Origin of the sequence: Hymenobacter elongatus (assembly GCF_004745955.1) — a bacterium.
GTDB classification, from domain to species: domain Bacteria; phylum Bacteroidota; class Bacteroidia; order Cytophagales; family Hymenobacteraceae; genus Hymenobacter; species Hymenobacter elongatus.
Genome location: NZ_SRLD01000028.1, coordinates 40,262 through 54,460, shown reverse-complemented (window position 1 = coordinate 54,460; position 14,199 = coordinate 40,262). Strand labels below are relative to the sequence as shown.

Annotated in this window: 15 protein-coding genes; 7 read left to right on the top strand and 8 right to left on the bottom strand. The window is 55.6% G+C overall.

Translation table 11 applies throughout. The annotated features are described in order from the left end of the window. Positions 1–7: 7 nt before the first annotated feature. The 7 genes from E5J99_RS14260 to panC all read right to left on the bottom strand — a co-directional run bounded on the left by E5J99_RS14260 (position 8) and on the right by panC (position 6,170). Positions 8–931, bottom strand: coding sequence for a helix-turn-helix domain-containing protein (locus E5J99_RS14260; protein ID WP_135498489.1), 924 nt, complete (start codon positions 929–931; stop codon positions 8–10). Between the two features lie 159 nt (positions 932–1,090). Further along, on the bottom strand, positions 1,091–2,230 hold the full coding sequence (locus E5J99_RS14255; protein ID WP_135498488.1) for an acyl-CoA dehydrogenase: 1,140 nt from the start codon (positions 2,228–2,230) through the stop codon (positions 1,091–1,093). Between the two features lie 322 nt (positions 2,231–2,552). Beyond that, positions 2,553–3,251 (bottom strand): zinc metallopeptidase, encoded by a 699-nt coding sequence (locus tag E5J99_RS14250; protein ID WP_135498487.1) that lies wholly within the window; start codon positions 3,249–3,251, stop codon positions 2,553–2,555. 12 nt (positions 3,252–3,263) lie between these two features. After that, positions 3,264–3,749 carry a D-glycero-beta-D-manno-heptose 1-phosphate adenylyltransferase gene (gene rfaE2 / locus E5J99_RS14245; RefSeq protein ID WP_135498486.1) on the bottom strand — a complete coding sequence of 162 codons (486 nt, stop codon included), beginning with the start codon at positions 3,747–3,749 and terminating at the stop codon, positions 3,264–3,266. Next, positions 3,733–4,788 (bottom strand): lysylphosphatidylglycerol synthase transmembrane domain-containing protein, encoded by a 1,056-nt coding sequence (locus tag E5J99_RS14240; protein ID WP_135498485.1) that lies wholly within the window; start codon positions 4,786–4,788, stop codon positions 3,733–3,735. Before E5J99_RS14240 ends, rfaE2 begins: the two co-directional genes overlap by 17 nt. Before the next feature lie 94 nt (positions 4,789–4,882). Beyond that, on the bottom strand, positions 4,883–5,230 hold the full coding sequence (gene panD, locus E5J99_RS14235; protein ID WP_135498484.1) for an aspartate 1-decarboxylase: 348 nt from the start codon (positions 5,228–5,230) through the stop codon (positions 4,883–4,885). 82 nt (positions 5,231–5,312) lie between these two features. Continuing rightward, complete coding sequence (gene panC, locus E5J99_RS14230; protein WP_135498483.1) at positions 5,313–6,170, bottom strand: pantoate--beta-alanine ligase; 858 nt, start codon at positions 6,168–6,170, stop codon at positions 5,313–5,315. 118 nt (positions 6,171–6,288) lie between these two features. Between panC and E5J99_RS14225 the strand changes: the two genes are divergently transcribed. From E5J99_RS14225 to glmS, 3 genes are all read left to right on the top strand, one after another. Then, entirely contained in the window at positions 6,289–7,101 is an 813-nt protein-coding gene (locus E5J99_RS14225; RefSeq protein WP_135498482.1) for a glycogen/starch synthase, read from the top strand. Then, positions 7,085–8,584, top strand: coding sequence for a DUF4270 family protein (locus E5J99_RS14220; protein WP_135498481.1), 1,500 nt, complete (start codon positions 7,085–7,087; stop codon positions 8,582–8,584). The genes E5J99_RS14225 and E5J99_RS14220 overlap by 17 nt, the downstream gene beginning before the upstream one ends. A gap of 97 nt (positions 8,585–8,681) precedes the next feature. After that, positions 8,682–10,517 carry a glutamine--fructose-6-phosphate transaminase (isomerizing) gene (gene glmS, locus E5J99_RS14215; protein ID WP_135498480.1) on the top strand — a complete coding sequence of 612 codons (1,836 nt, stop codon included), beginning with the start codon at positions 8,682–8,684 and terminating at the stop codon, positions 10,515–10,517. Between the two features lie 104 nt (positions 10,518–10,621). Here the strand turns inward: glmS and E5J99_RS14210 are convergent, their stop codons facing one another. Next, positions 10,622–11,290 (bottom strand): 3-hydroxyacyl-CoA dehydrogenase family protein, encoded by a 669-nt coding sequence (locus E5J99_RS14210; protein ID WP_135498479.1) that lies wholly within the window; start codon positions 11,288–11,290, stop codon positions 10,622–10,624. 67 nt (positions 11,291–11,357) lie between these two features. Between E5J99_RS14210 and E5J99_RS14205 the strand changes: the two genes are divergently transcribed. The 4 genes from E5J99_RS14205 to E5J99_RS21605 all read left to right on the top strand — a co-directional run bounded on the left by E5J99_RS14205 (position 11,358) and on the right by E5J99_RS21605 (position 14,196). Further along, positions 11,358–11,744: a RidA family protein gene (locus E5J99_RS14205; RefSeq protein ID WP_135498478.1), complete on the top strand. Its 387-nt coding sequence runs from the start codon at positions 11,358–11,360 to the stop codon at positions 11,742–11,744. 89 nt (positions 11,745–11,833) lie between these two features. Continuing rightward, complete coding sequence (locus E5J99_RS14200) at positions 11,834–12,019, top strand: hypothetical protein (protein ID WP_135498477.1); 186 nt, start codon at positions 11,834–11,836, stop codon at positions 12,017–12,019. Between the two features lie 126 nt (positions 12,020–12,145). After that, the gene (gene gltX, locus E5J99_RS14195; RefSeq protein ID WP_135498476.1) at positions 12,146–13,705 is read left to right on the top strand and encodes a glutamate--tRNA ligase; all 1,560 of its coding nucleotides are present in this window, start codon (positions 12,146–12,148) and stop codon (positions 13,703–13,705) included. A 119-nt stretch (positions 13,706–13,824) separates the two neighbouring features. Further along, the gene (locus tag E5J99_RS21605; RefSeq protein WP_210114452.1) at positions 13,825–14,196 is read left to right on the top strand and encodes a hypothetical protein; all 372 of its coding nucleotides are present in this window, start codon (positions 13,825–13,827) and stop codon (positions 14,194–14,196) included. Positions 14,197–14,199 lie beyond the last annotated feature (3 nt).

Here is a 14,199-nt window from a genome sequence, read left to right as displayed (position 1 = left end):
AAACCGATTAGATATTCATAGCCGACTCACGGCGGCGCATCTTACCGGCCGGAATACCGAACATCATCTTGAAGCGGCGGCAGAAGTACGCGGTGTCTTTGTAGCCCACTTCCTTACCAATGTCGCGGATGCTTTTCTTGGTGGTACGCAGCAGGAACACGGCCCGCTCCATGCGCTGGTACTCAATGTAATCCTGGGGATTGATGCCGGTCAGCATCTTGAAGTACTGGCCCACGTAGTCTTCGCTCACGTTGGCCACGCTCGACAGCACCTTGTTGGACAAGTCGCCGCCGATGTTCTCCTTGATGTAGTTGAACAGATCGATGAGGCGCGGATCTTTGAAGTAGGTGCTGTTGGTAGCCAGCTGCTCCACAAACATCTTGTTCTTGAGAATGTAGCGTACAATCTCCACCACGATGTTCTCGGTGTAGATAGTGATGAGACGCTCGCGGCCGGGCAGTTCCTGCATGCTCTCTTCCACCACCTTAATCACCAGATTAGCCAGCTTGGAGTTGCCGGTAATCAGGAAGGCCGGCACATCCAGCGACGCGAAGAAGTTAACGGAGTCGAACACCTTGGCTTCGAAGCTTACGAAGCTATGGCTTTCCTCAGCATCGCCAATCAAGTCAAGATCGGCATTGGAGTGGAAGAACTTGTCCTTGTTGCTAATCAGGTCATCGTTGGTGATAATCTTACCGGCCGCTTCGCCGTAGCTAACCTTCGTAGCCCGCCCGCCGGGAATGAAGAGCATTTCGCCTTCCTCCACTACTTGTTCTTCTTCGCCGAAGGCAACGCGGCCCTTGTGCAGCAGAATCAGGTTGTTGCCAACGTCGTAGTAATTCCGAACGGTAAAGGGCTGCTGCAGAACCAGATTTTTCGCTTTAATGTATCGTACACCAAGCGACTCTATCACTTTATTGTAATCTTCCATATTCTAGGGGGTGGTTGGGGTACCGGGATAAAACCGGCCAATAGACGGCCTGGATTTAGACAATGCAAAATAACATATAAAAATTCACAAAAACGAAAAACCCAGCCAAATTATGGCTGGGTTTAATGCAATGATTCTGACTTTTAGGCAATTCCAGTTTTACTTGAGCAATTCACGAGAGATTACAATTTTCTGAATCTCGGAAGTACCCTCATAAATTTGGGTGATTTTGGCGTCGCGCATCATGCGCTCCACGTGAAACTCTTTCACAAAACCATAGCCTCCGTGGATCTGTACGGCTTCAACGGCCGTGTCCATAGCAGTTTTAGAAGCGAACAGCTTGGCCATGGCTCCCGACTTGGCGTAGTCATTGTGCGCGTCCTTGTCGTGGGCCGCTTGCAGGCACAGCAGACGGGCAGCGTCGATAGTGGTAGCCATGTCGGCCAGCTTGAACTGAATGGCCTGGTGCTTGGAGATTTCCACGCCAAAGGCCTTGCGCTCTTTCGAGTATTTGAGCGACAACTCAAAAGCACCGGAAGCAATACCCAGCGCCTGGGCAGCAATACCAATGCGGCCACCCGCCAGCACCTGCATGGCGAATTTGAACCCGAAGCCGTCGTCACCGATGCGGTTTTCCTTGGGCACCTTCACGTCGGTGAACATCAGCGAGTGGGTGTCGGAGCCACGGATGCCGAGCTTATTCTCTTTCAGGCCCACCACGAAGCCAGGCATGTCCTTCTCCACGATCAGCACGTTGATGCCGCGGTGCTTCAACTCAGGGTTGGTTTGGGCTACTACCAAGTACACGGAGGCCGAGCTGCCGTTGGTAATCCAGTTTTTGGTGCCGTTCAGCAGGTAATGGTCGCCTTTATCCTCGGCCGTAGTGCGCTGCATCGTCGCATCGGAACCCGCCTCGGGCTCCGATAGACAGAAGGCCCCAATGATTTCGCCGGAGCACAACCGGGGCAAATACTTACGCTTCTGCTCTTCCGTGCCATATTGCTCCAAGCCCCAGCATACCAGCGAGTTGTTTACCGACATGATAACGGAGCAGGAAGCATCGACCTTGGAAATTTCTTCCATTGCCAGCACATACGACACGGTATCCATGCCGCCGCCGCCGTATTCGGGGCTCACCATCATGCCCATGAAGCCCAGTTCGCCCATCTTCTTGATTTGCTCAGCGGGAAATTTCTGGTGTTCGTCGCGCTCAATAACGCCGGCCCAGAGTTCGGTCTGCGCAAAGTCGCGGGCAGCAGACTGGACGGCGAGTTGTTCTTCGGTGAGCTGAAAATCCATCGGTAATAGGCTTGGGTGGGAGAGAATTGCACTGCCCGAAGGCGGCTGAAGTAGAGTTCAAAATTAACCCGTAGATGTTGGACAATAAGCAGGTGGCCTGCATTTTTTATTTAACGGCTACCCCGTAATAACTGTGAGCCGCCCGACAGGTTTAAAGCCGATGGCTACCCCAGGGCGCCAATTGGGAGCGACTGAAGACGACGTAACAGGGTAAGGTTGGGTTTCCATAGGCTGGCAACGCAAGCGTACCGCCTAAAAAGAAAGCCACTTCAGCAACTGAAGCGGCTTTCTTTGGAAGCAGGAAGCTTACCGGACTCGTGCACTAGCGCCGGTCGCGGCCGCCCATGAAGATGCTGACATAGTACAGCAGCGTGGCCAGGGAGCTGAGTGCGGCTACAACGTAGGTCATAGCGGCCCACCAGAGTGCGTCTTTGGCCATGGCATGCTCTTGGGGTGTCACAATGCCACGCTTGTCAATCCAGGCCAGAGCCCGGCGGCTGGCATCAAATTCGACGGGCAGCGTGACAAATGAAAACAGGGTAGTGAGCGAAAACAGTGCAATACCCAAGCCCAACGGTATCAGCGTGGTCCGAATCATGAAGACGCCACCCATCAAAATCCAGGGCATGTAGGTAGCAACGCTGCTCAGGGCCGGTACCATAGCCGAGCGAAACTGCAGCATGCTGTAGGCAGTAGCGTGCTGCACGGCGTGGCCGCACTCGTGGGCAGCTACGGCAGCGGCGGATGCGCTACGCTCTTCGTAGACAGCCTCGCTGAGGTTCACGGTTTTGTCGGCGGGGTTGTAGTGGTCGGTGAGGCGGCCTTCGGTCGAGATGACGCGCACATCCGTGATGCCGTGGTCAGCGAGCATCAGTTCAGCAATCTGTTTGCCCGACAAACCCGATTGCAGGCCGATCTGGGCATACTTGGCAAATTTGCTGCGCAGGCGCCACTGAATGAGCCAGCTTACCAGCATTGCCCCAATAACGAGGATGTAGATAGGGCTTATGTTGTGTAACATGGATGAAGTTGCTTAAGAGTGAAGTTGAGCCTGAATCCGCTCGACGATACGACTGGTGCTGTAGCCTGCCACGAGGGGCACGGTGAGCACCTGCCCGCCAGTAGCTAACACCAATTCGTGACCGACAATTCCGCTGATAGCATAGTCGTCGCCCTTCACCAAAATATCGGGTTGTACTAGAGTAATGAGCTCCAGCGGCGTCGGCTCGTCGAATAGGATGACAGCATCCACGAACAAAAGGGAAGCCAGAATTCGCGCACGTGACACTTCGTCCTGTAGTGGCCGGCCGGGCTTCAGTCGGCTTACTGAGGCATCGGTATTGAGGCCCAGCACCAGTACGTCGCCGAGGTGACGGGCTTTTTCCAGGTAATCGACGTGGCCCAGGTGCAGCAGATCGAAGCAGCCGTTGGTGAATACGACTCGTTTGCCTTGGGCGCGCCACTCGGTCAGCAGCGGCAGCAACGTCGCCGTACTCACAATTTTAGCTTGACTCCACATCGGTTGCTACGGCTAGGGCTGGGGTGGCTGCGGTCTGCTGCCGTGTTCTGCCTGATTTCATCATACTTACCGCGAAGCTAACCCCGCCCATGAGCACAACCAGCAGGGTTTGGGAGCCGTGTACGACCAGCGCGTAAGCAATGCCGGCTTCCTTGCTGATACCATAGGCCAACAAAATACCCTGCACCATCACGTGAAACGGCCCGATACCGCCCGCAACCGGCGCGGCCATGCCAAAAGCACCGAAAGTGAGTACGGCCAATCCGGCACGCATATCCAGCGAATAGGTGGCCGGAAAACAGCGAAAGGCCAGATAGTCCATCAGGTAATAAACAGCCCAAGTGAAGAAGGTATGGAACAGAAACAGGCTCTTGTTCTTCATTTTCAGCACGCTGAACACGCCGGCCAGCAAACCTTTCACGAACAGAACCACCTTATTGAAGAGAGCATTCTGCCGCAGCCGCTCCAGATTCTGGAACAGCGCGTAGGCCAGCCCTGCTACGAGCAGCAGCGCTATACCAGCCGCTACCAGCAGCGGGGTGCGGTTGCGGGCCAGCTCGTCGTAGCGCCCTCCCATCACTTTGTCGGTAACAAACGACCAGAACGTGTCGAAATCGAGCAGCAGCGTGCTACCCAGTAAGCCAAGCAGCACCAGCACGTCAATCACGCGCTCCGTCACGACCGTACCCAAGGCTATCTGTACCGGCACTTTGCTGGTGCGCTGCAAGATGGAGCAGCGGATAACTTCGCCCATGCGCGGCAGCACCAGATTGGCCAGGTAGCCAACCATCATGGCGTGGTACACATCCCAGAAAGGCGCTTTATACTTCGTCGCGTCGAGCTGCATCTTCCAGCGGTAGGCGCGGCTGAGGTAGCCCAGCGCCGACAGCGCCATGGTAATGGCGAGCCAGGAATAGTTGGCTTCCCGCACGTGCCGGCCGATGCTATTGAGGTCTTGCCCCTGCACGGCATACCACATCAGCAGTCCCGAAACAGACAACAGCAAGGCGTACTTCAGAATAGTAAGCAGCTTTTTCATAAATACCCTACACGCAACAAATACCGAACAATGGCCCGCAAAATAGCCTAACAGCTACCGGCCACAAGCGTTTTCTGACTCGTTTGACCCGGCGCTATACCAGCCGGTTGTGCTGATCGGGAAACACGAGCGTCGGCTTGTGGGCGCGGGCTTCAGCGAAGTCAATCAGACCGTACGAGAAAATAATAACTATGTCGCCCACGGCCACTCGCCGGGCTGCCGGGCCATTGAGGCACACCATGCCCGAGCCCCGCTCACCGCAGATGGTGTACGTCTCGAACCGCTCGCCGTTGTTGACATTGACGATAGTGACCTTCTCATTTTCGACCATGTTGGCCGCATCCAGCAGGTCTTCGTCAATGGTGACACTACCGACATAATGGAGCTCTGCCTGCGTAACCTTGGCCCGATGAATCTTGGACTTGAGAACTTCGATATGCATGGGTGAAGAAGGGGGTGATTTTCAGCGCGCAAAGGTAACTAAATCACGCCTAACCCCTCACTACCGCTCTGGGCCAAAGACCCTACGGCAACGGCACCACCACATTGTCGATTAAACGCACGCCCCCTACGTGCGCAGCCAGGCACAAAGCTACAGTGCTGCCGGCAACCCAACCACCACTTACGGGCTGCAGCGTATGGGCATCGGCCACGGCAAAATACTCCAGCTCAATAGACGACTCCTGGGCCAGATAGTGCGCTACCGTCTGCTGCACGGCCTCTGGGCTCAGCTTTTGCTCCTCCACCAAGGTAGCGCCAAGCGTCAGGGCTTGGTACAAGCGGGGCGCGACCAGTCGGGCATCCGGCGCGAGGCGGCGGTTGCGCGACGACATGGCCAGCCCATCGGCCTCCCGGATGGTCGGATAAGCGACCAGCTCCAGATCAAAGGACAGGTCGGCCACCAACTGCCGGATGATGGCTACCTGCTGCAGGTCTTTCTGCCCGAAGTAGGCCCGGTGCGGACGGCTCATGTGAAATAGCTTGCTTACCACCGTAGCCACCCCATGAAAATGGCCCGGCCGGTGCTCCCCTTCCATCACTTGCTCCAGGGGGCCAAAGTCGAAGCGCAACACCGTAGGCTGGGCGTACATCTGCTCTACAGAAGGCAGAAACAGCGCCGTGCAGCCTGCCGGGGCCAGCAGCGCGGCATCGGCTTCGGGCACGCGCGGATACAGCCGGAAGTCTTCCGCGTTATTGAACTGCGTCGGGTTGACAAATACGCTGACCACCACGACATCATTCGCCTGGGCGGCGGCTCGCACCAGCTGCAAATGCCCTTCGTGCAGGGCCCCCATAGTAGGCACCAGCCCAACTCGCAGCTTGGCCTGACGCCAACTTTCGGTTTGGGCTTGCAACGCGGCGGCAGATTCCAGTATCACCATAGGAGGAAGGCCCGCGGGCAGGGTGCCCAGGCTCGTTTTATTGATAATTCGCTCAAAAATGCTTAATTTTGTGCATCCCAAAGTGTTGCCCTATCCCAATCACACCAACTGACTCTATATGTCCAAGTTGAGAATACTCTACGCTGCCACGGAAATCAACCCGTTTCTGCAGACGACCAAGGTAGCGGAGTTTCTGCGTATGCTACCGCAGGGAATGCAGGAGATGGGGATGGAAATCCGCATTTTCGTGCCTCGTTTCGGTATCATCAACGAGCGTAAAAACCGTTTGCATGAAGTAGTACGCTTGTCGGGCATCAACATTGCGGTAGGAGAAGAAGAAAAGCCGCTTATTATTAAAGTGGCTTCCATTCCGAATGCGAAGCTGCAAGTATACTTCATCGACAATGAAGATTACTTCCACCGCAAGTCCGTGCTGGTCGACAAAAACGATAAGTTCCACGCTGACAACGATGAGCGCGCTATCTTTTTCTGCAAAGGCGTTCTGGAAACCGTGAAAAAGCTGGGTTGGGCTCCCGATATCGTTCATTGCAACGACTGGATGACGGGCCTGATTCCGATGTATCTGAAGACGACCTATAAGAAGGACCCGATTTTCAAGGATGCCAAGTCCGTGTTTACGGTCTACAACAACGAGTTCAGCCACAAATTCGAAGGCGACATCATCGAGAAAGCCAAAATGCTCGACATCGATGACGAAATGCTGGCCGCTCTCAAGTCGGCCGACTTTGGCGGCTTCATCAAAGTGGGCATGGAATATGCCGACTCCGTGGTGAAATCGGATGAGGACTTCAGCGACAACCTGAATGCCTTGTTCACCGAGTACTCGCTGAAACGTCAGATTGGCCAGGTTGGTACTGGCGAAAACCTGCTTTCCTCCTACTACACGCTTTATAATGAATTGGCTAATTAATAGCGCCTGCCGAATAGCCTCGGTTCCTTTTCTTTCCTCGGTACTGCTGTTTGCCGCGACCAGCTGCGAAGATCCCAATGACTTGGGAGTGGAGCTACCGGGCACCTCGCCTATCAACACGGAGTTTAAGGATTATCAAGTCCTTGCCTCTACAATCCTGCAGGATTCCGTCGAAACCCTGAATGCGGACCGCACCTTGGTTGGACGTGTAACAGACGTTACCCTGGGAACGACTATGGCCAGCGCCGTCTATAATCTGCGGGTCAGTGCGGATGTCCTGCCCTACAAGTACCGGGATTCCAAACTGGACTCTGTCGTCATCGTTTCGAGCTTCGACCAGGTATATGGCAGCGCCGCTACTCCGGTGCGCTTCGATGTTTACAATATCGCGGAGCCGCTGAACGACAAGAAAACGTACAACGCCGGCGTTATTGATGCTCCGTCGGGCACTTCGCCTGACGCGGGCCTGACTAGCTCACTGACCAGAACCAAAACCGAGGAACGACCCAATGGGCTCAAGAAGCTTATCAAGGATGCCAACGGCGTTAAAGTGCCTGGTACGGTAGATAGCACGAACACCGTTGTGGTGCCCGATGCTACGATCCGCTTGGTACTGCACAAGGATAAAGTTCGCAACTCGGCCTTGGCGACTACCTTATTCGCAGCCCTGAATACCTCATCGTTCAACCAAGCCAAGCTGAATGAGGTTTGGAGAGGGCTCCGCATTGCTCCTTCCGATAACCACGGCAACTCGATAGTCGCACTGAACCGGGGCACCGGTAACCGGGTTTTCGTTTACTTCCATGCCACCGATACTACGGCTGGCAGCACGAAGCCAATAGTACCTAAACCCTATACCATTCGCCTGGGCACCTCGTATGGCATCAACGACCCTAACGCGCCCCGCTACTACACCCAGATTTCGACAGACCTGAAGGCACCGTTCAACCAACTGGTGGACGGCACCAAATCGGTGAGCGTGGCAGACAACGTGACTTACATGCAAGAAGGCCTGGGCCTGGCTACCAAGCTGGAGATTCAGGGCTTGGAGGCACTTAAGGCGCAGTCGGCACTGGCTATTAACCGCGCCGAGCTGATTATCCCGATCAAATCGAGTGGCACTATTCTGTTTCCGAACCCGACACAGGCTTTCCTATACGAGATAAACGCAAAGAACCGGGTATTGCAGCGTACGGTTAATATCTCGTCTGTAGAGCGGATTGTGCAAACCAACTTAGCGAACCCGCTGGGGCAAGGCAACGAGGCAGTCGTCACGCTCTTTGACTTTGGCCCGGACAATAAGTACTACAGCGTAGTAATTACCACTTACCTGCAGGCGTACCTGGCCAATCAGCTAGGCGAACAGGCGGCGGCCCTTATGGTGAGTCCTGTATTGCGGCGCTCCCTCACCTTGAATCTGAATCGGAGCATACTTGATGCCCAGAACATCAAGTTACGCGTATACTCTTCCAAGCTGCGCTAAGGCTCAGCTACATTCATACGAATCACTCCGGCACGGCCTTTGTTGAAGGGCCGGGCCGGAGTGATTTTTCTCTCAACATCTCTTTCTCTGACACACTATGTGCGGAATTGTCGCTTACATCGGGTACCGTGAGGCCTGCCCTATTATTCTGAAAGGCCTGCGCCGCCTGGAATACCGCGGCTACGACTCAGCGGGCGTAGCCTTGCTGAATGGAGCCCTGAACGTATATAAGAAGAAGGGCAAAGTAAATGAGCTCGAGAAGTTCATTGCTGAAAAAGACACCCACGCCCACATTGGCATGGGCCATACGCGCTGGGCCACCCACGGTGAGCCGAATGACTCGAATGCCCACCCGCACTACTCTACTTCCGAGCGAATCGCCATCATTCACAATGGCATCATCGAGAACTACGCGGCGCTGAAAACCCACTTGCAGAAGCAAGGCCACGTATTTCAGTCGGATACGGATACGGAAGTGTTTGTTAATCTGATTGAGGAAATCCAGAAGCAGAACAGCTGCTCGTTGGAAGAAGCCGTACGGCTGGCTCTGCACGAAGTAGTTGGGGCTTATGCCATTGTAGTGCTTAGCAAAGATGACCCAGGGCAGCTGATTGCAGCTCGCAAAGGCTCTCCGCTGGTAATTGGGGTGGGCAAAGACGAGTTCTTCCTGGCCTCGGATGCTACCCCCATCATCGAGTATACCAATGAAGTCGTGTATGTGAATGACTACGAAATAGTAGTTATCCGCGACGGCAAACTGGATATCCGCAGTAAGGAAGATGTGCAGCAAACGCCGTACATCCAGAAGCTGGAATTGGAGCTGGACAGCATTGAAAAGGGCGGCTATGAGCATTTTATGCTCAAGGAGATATTTGAGCAGCCCCGCTCTATCCTCGATTCTATGCGGGGACGGTTGGAGCTGGAAGCTGGCCATTTGAACATGGGTGGCATCCGGGCGTACGAGCGGAAGTTCATGAACGCCGAGCGTATTCTCATCGTGGCCTGCGGCACGTCGTGGCACGCGGGCTTAGTGGCCGAGTATCTGATTGAAGATCTGGCCCGCATTCCGGTGGAAGTGGAATACGCTTCCGAATTCCGCTACCGCAACCCTATCATCACCGAGCGGGACATCGTTATTGCCATTTCCCAATCGGGTGAAACGGCTGATACCTTGGCGGCCATTGAGTTGGCCAAGAGCAAGGGAGCTACCATTTTCGGTATCTGCAACGTAGTGGGCTCCAGCATTGCCCGCGCGACCGACGCTGGTGCTTACACCCACGCGGGTCCGGAAATCGGGGTGGCTTCTACCAAAGCCTTCACGGCCCAGGTAACGGTGCTCACGCTGCTGGCCATGATTGTTGGCCACAAGCGCGGTGCGCTCACCGATTCGAAGCTGCGCGAATTGATGGTGGAGCTGAGCAACATTCCGTCGAAAGTAGAGAAGGCCCTATTGCTCAACAACGAAATTGAGCAGATTGCCGAAATCTTCAAGGATTCGACCAACTTCCTGTATTTGGGCCGGGGCTATAACTTCCCAGTGGCGTTGGAAGGAGCGCTGAAATTGAAGGAAATTAGCTACATCCACGCCGAGGGCTACCCGGCGGCTGAAATGAAACACGGTCCGATTGCCCTTATCGATGAGAACATGCCGGTGGTCGTAATTGCGACTAAAGACAGCTCCTACGAGAAAGTGGTGTCGAATATCCAGGAAGTAAAAGCGCGCAAAGGCCGCATCATTGCCGTCGTGACGGAGGGTGATACGGTGATTCCGTCGATGGCGGAGTTTGTGATTGAAGTGCCGGCTACCAGCGAAGTACTCATGCCGTTGGTATCGGTAGTGCCGCTGCAGTTGCTATCCTACCACATTGCCGTACTGCGCGGCTGCAACGTCGACCAGCCCCGTAACCTAGCTAAGTCGGTGACGGTGGAATAACCCGTATTTGCACACAGTATAAAAAAGCCTCGCTGAATGATTTTAGCGAGGCTTTTTTATGCTTCAAAGTAGTGCACAACCTAGTGCAGGGCTAACCCTCGGCGTTACTCCAAAAGAAACGACTGGCCGCGCAGAAACATGGTTTTAAGCAGCGGGGCTATTCTGTAACGGTCATCATGCGTGTCCTGATACAGCGCCTCCAGGGTTTCGTACACCCGGTCGACACCGATGCGGGTGGCCCACTCGAAAGGCCCATAAGCGGCCGTTGTTGCTTGCTTTATTGCTCGCTCTATGTCGCCGATGCTGGCTAGGCCTTCCTGCAGCGCGTGGCAGGCTTCATTAATAGCCATGCACACCACCCGGGGCGTCACGAGTCCCACCCGATCCTGCACTACGCAATACGCCGTGCCAAGCGAAGCCGCCAGCGGAGCCAGTAGTGCCGCGTCTTCGGGTCGGTACACGCTAATTTCGAGAAGCGGCCGGTCCAGGAGGGTTGGTAAGGCGCAAAAGCCAAACACGGGCCCGAAAGGCAGCGCCTCACCCCGAAAAAGCCGAGCCAACGTCTGGCTGGTGGTATGATAAAAAAGTGGCTGGCGGGGTTGCTCGTAGTGCAGTTCGGGCCAGGCGCGCAGGTCGAAGGCCACATCGGCGGCGGCGAGGCGCACGAGCAGGTCGGGGTCGGTAGCCGAACAAAAATCGTAGGTGTGCGCCGGGCCAAACTTACGGCGGAACTCGGCGGCCAGGTAGTCGCCCTCAACGATGAACAGATGCATGTTTTTCCGCTTACTTTTGACCTAAAGATCCCACAAATAGACATTCCATCTGCTCTGCTGTCAACTTATGGCCAACTCCATCATTTACTCGCCCGATGCCCCCGCTCCTATCGGGCCCTACAGCCAAGCTATTCAAGCCGGCAATACGGTATACGTTTCCGGTCAGATTGCTCTGGATGCCGCCTCGGGCCAGCTAGTGGGTAATGGCGACGTGGCCGCCGAAACACATCAGGTAATGCGCAACCTGCAGGCCGTGCTGGGAGCAGCACAGCTAACGCTGCGTGACGTGGTAAAATGCAGCATTTTCGTGAAGGACCTCGGCAACTTCGGGCTAATCAACGAAATCTACGGCAGCTACTTTGACGCTGAGTATGCTCCGGCCCGCGAGACGGTGGAAGTAAGCCGGCTACCGAAAGACGTACAGGTCGAAATTTCGTGCGTCGCCGTGAAATAGCGCAGTGGCGCGGTAGCGAAAAGGCGTTTACGTTTCGTTTACGCAAGTAAAGCAGCACTTTCTCATCTCCTTACTTCACTACTTCCTGTATGAAAGAACTTGGCTTGGGCCTGTTATTACTCGGCGTACTTTCCTTGATACTGCCTTTCGTGGGTATGAAGTCGATGCTGCTGACCTGGGTTGACCAGTGGGGCACTACTGCTTCGTGGGTTATTCGCGGTGGCATCACGCTGCTGGGCCTCGCTTTGTACCTTACCTACCGCAACCGCGACTAACGGGCAGCGGAAAGGCAGCGTTGAGGTGGTATCGGGCGCAACGGCTCGGCTTTTCACGAAATCCCCGTCTCATCTTTGTACCTTCGCTGCGCGTTTTGGTAAGATTCGACGCGAACTTTTGTTTTTATGGAGAGAGAAGTACGGGTGCGTTTCGCGCCCAGTCCTACGGGACCGTTACATATTGGCGGCGTGCGCACGGCGCTGTATAACTACTTGTTTGCGCGCAAAATGGGCGGCAAAATGCTGTTGCGCATCGAAGACACCGACCAGAACCGCTTCGTGCCCGGCGCGGAAAAGTACATTGCCGAGGCCTTGCAGTGGTGTGGTATTGAGCTCGACGAGAGTCCGTGGTCGGAAACGCCCGGTCCGCACGCGCCCTACCGCCAAAGCGAACGGAAGCCGATGTATATGGCCTATGCCATGCAGCTCATCAACAGCGGCCACGCCTACTATGCCTTCGACACACCCGAGGAACTCGACGTGATGCGGGCCCGCCTGACGGCCGCTAAGGTGCCTAACCCACAATACAACAGCATTACGCGCACCCAGATGCGCAATTCGCTCACCTTGCCTGAGGATGAGGTAAAGCAGATGCTCGACGGCGGCTCGCCCTACGTGATTCGGCTGAAGGTGCCGCGCAAGGAAGAAGTGCGCTTTAACGACATGATTCGCGGCTGGGTAGTGGTCCACTCCAGCAGCATCGACGACAAGGTGCTGATGAAATCGGACGGCATGCCGACCTACCACCTGGCCAACATCGTGGACGACCATCTGATGGAAATCACCCACGTCATCCGGGGCGAGGAGTGGCTGCCCTCGGCTCCGCTGCATGTGCTGCTCTACCGCTATTTTGGCTGGGAAGACACCATGCCGCAGTTTGCCCACTTGCCGCTGCTCCTCAAGCCCGACGGCACCGGCAAGCTCAGCAAGCGCGACGGCGACCGGCTGGGATTTCCTGTATTCCCGATTGAATGGCACGGAATCGACGCCGAGACCGGTGCCCCAACCGTGAGCAGCGGCTACCGCGAAAGTGGCTACCTGCCCGATGCTTTCATCAACTTCCTGGCTTTCCTGGGCTGGAACCCTGGCTCCCAGCAGGAGATTTTCTCGCTGCCGGAGCTGATTGAGGCCTTCAGCATCGAGCGCGTGAGCAAGTCGCCGGCGCGCTTCGACCAGAACAAGGTGCGCTGGTATAATGAGCACTATTTGCGGGCTAAGCCCGACCAGGAGCTAGCGCAGTTCCTGCTGGCGGCCTTGCAGGAGCACAACATCGAGTGCCCGGAAGAAAAGGCGGTGCAAATCGTGGCGGCAATGAAGGAGCGAGTAACCTTCCCGAACGATTTCTGGCGCGAAGCCCAGTACTTCTTCCTGGCTCCCGAAGGCTACGATGAGCAGGTAATCGGCAAAAAATGGACTGCAGCCACCGCCACCGCCCTGCTGGCATTTGCCAAAGATCTGCCCACGCACTCCGACGCCACCCCTGACGGCATCCGGACGCTGCTCACCATGACGATGGAGCACCAAGGCATGAAAATCGGACAGGTACTGCAGGCGTTGCGCGTGGTTGTGACCGGCGTTGCCGCTGGTCCCGATTTGATGGCCATTATGAGCATTATCGGCCCGGCAGAAACGGCGCAGCGCATTGAGGTGGCCGTGCAGCGCCTGGCAGCAACGACCACTGCGTAGCCGCACTTGAAAATTTGTGTATCCGGCACCGGGGCCGCTTCGTACTGCTTGGTACGAAGCGGCCTTCGTGTTTGAGGAAGGCGCCAGCGGAGCAACTTTCTTCCACTACGGACGACATCATGGCTAAGAAACCCGTCAACAAGAGCAAAAAAACCGATCCGGAAAAGAAAGCCCGGGTGCACAAAGACCTCGAAGGCTTCGAAATCAAGGTGAACCCGCTGGGAGAAATCACCTCCAACTACTCGATTGAAGACATCAACAATTTCCTGAACCAGCACGTGCGCGACAAAAAGCTGGTGAATCGCGACGGACAGTTCGGGGAGAAAGTGGAAGAGGAAGAATTTCCGCTCGAAAACGGGGCGGCTGAGCCGGAAGAATCGGAAGAGGACTTCATGCGCCGAACCAGCAGCGAAGCCAAGAAGAAGGGCGCGAAGAGTGAGCCGGAGGCATCTGCCGACTCGGATGTAGGCCGGGAGTTAAACGAAGAATAGGCG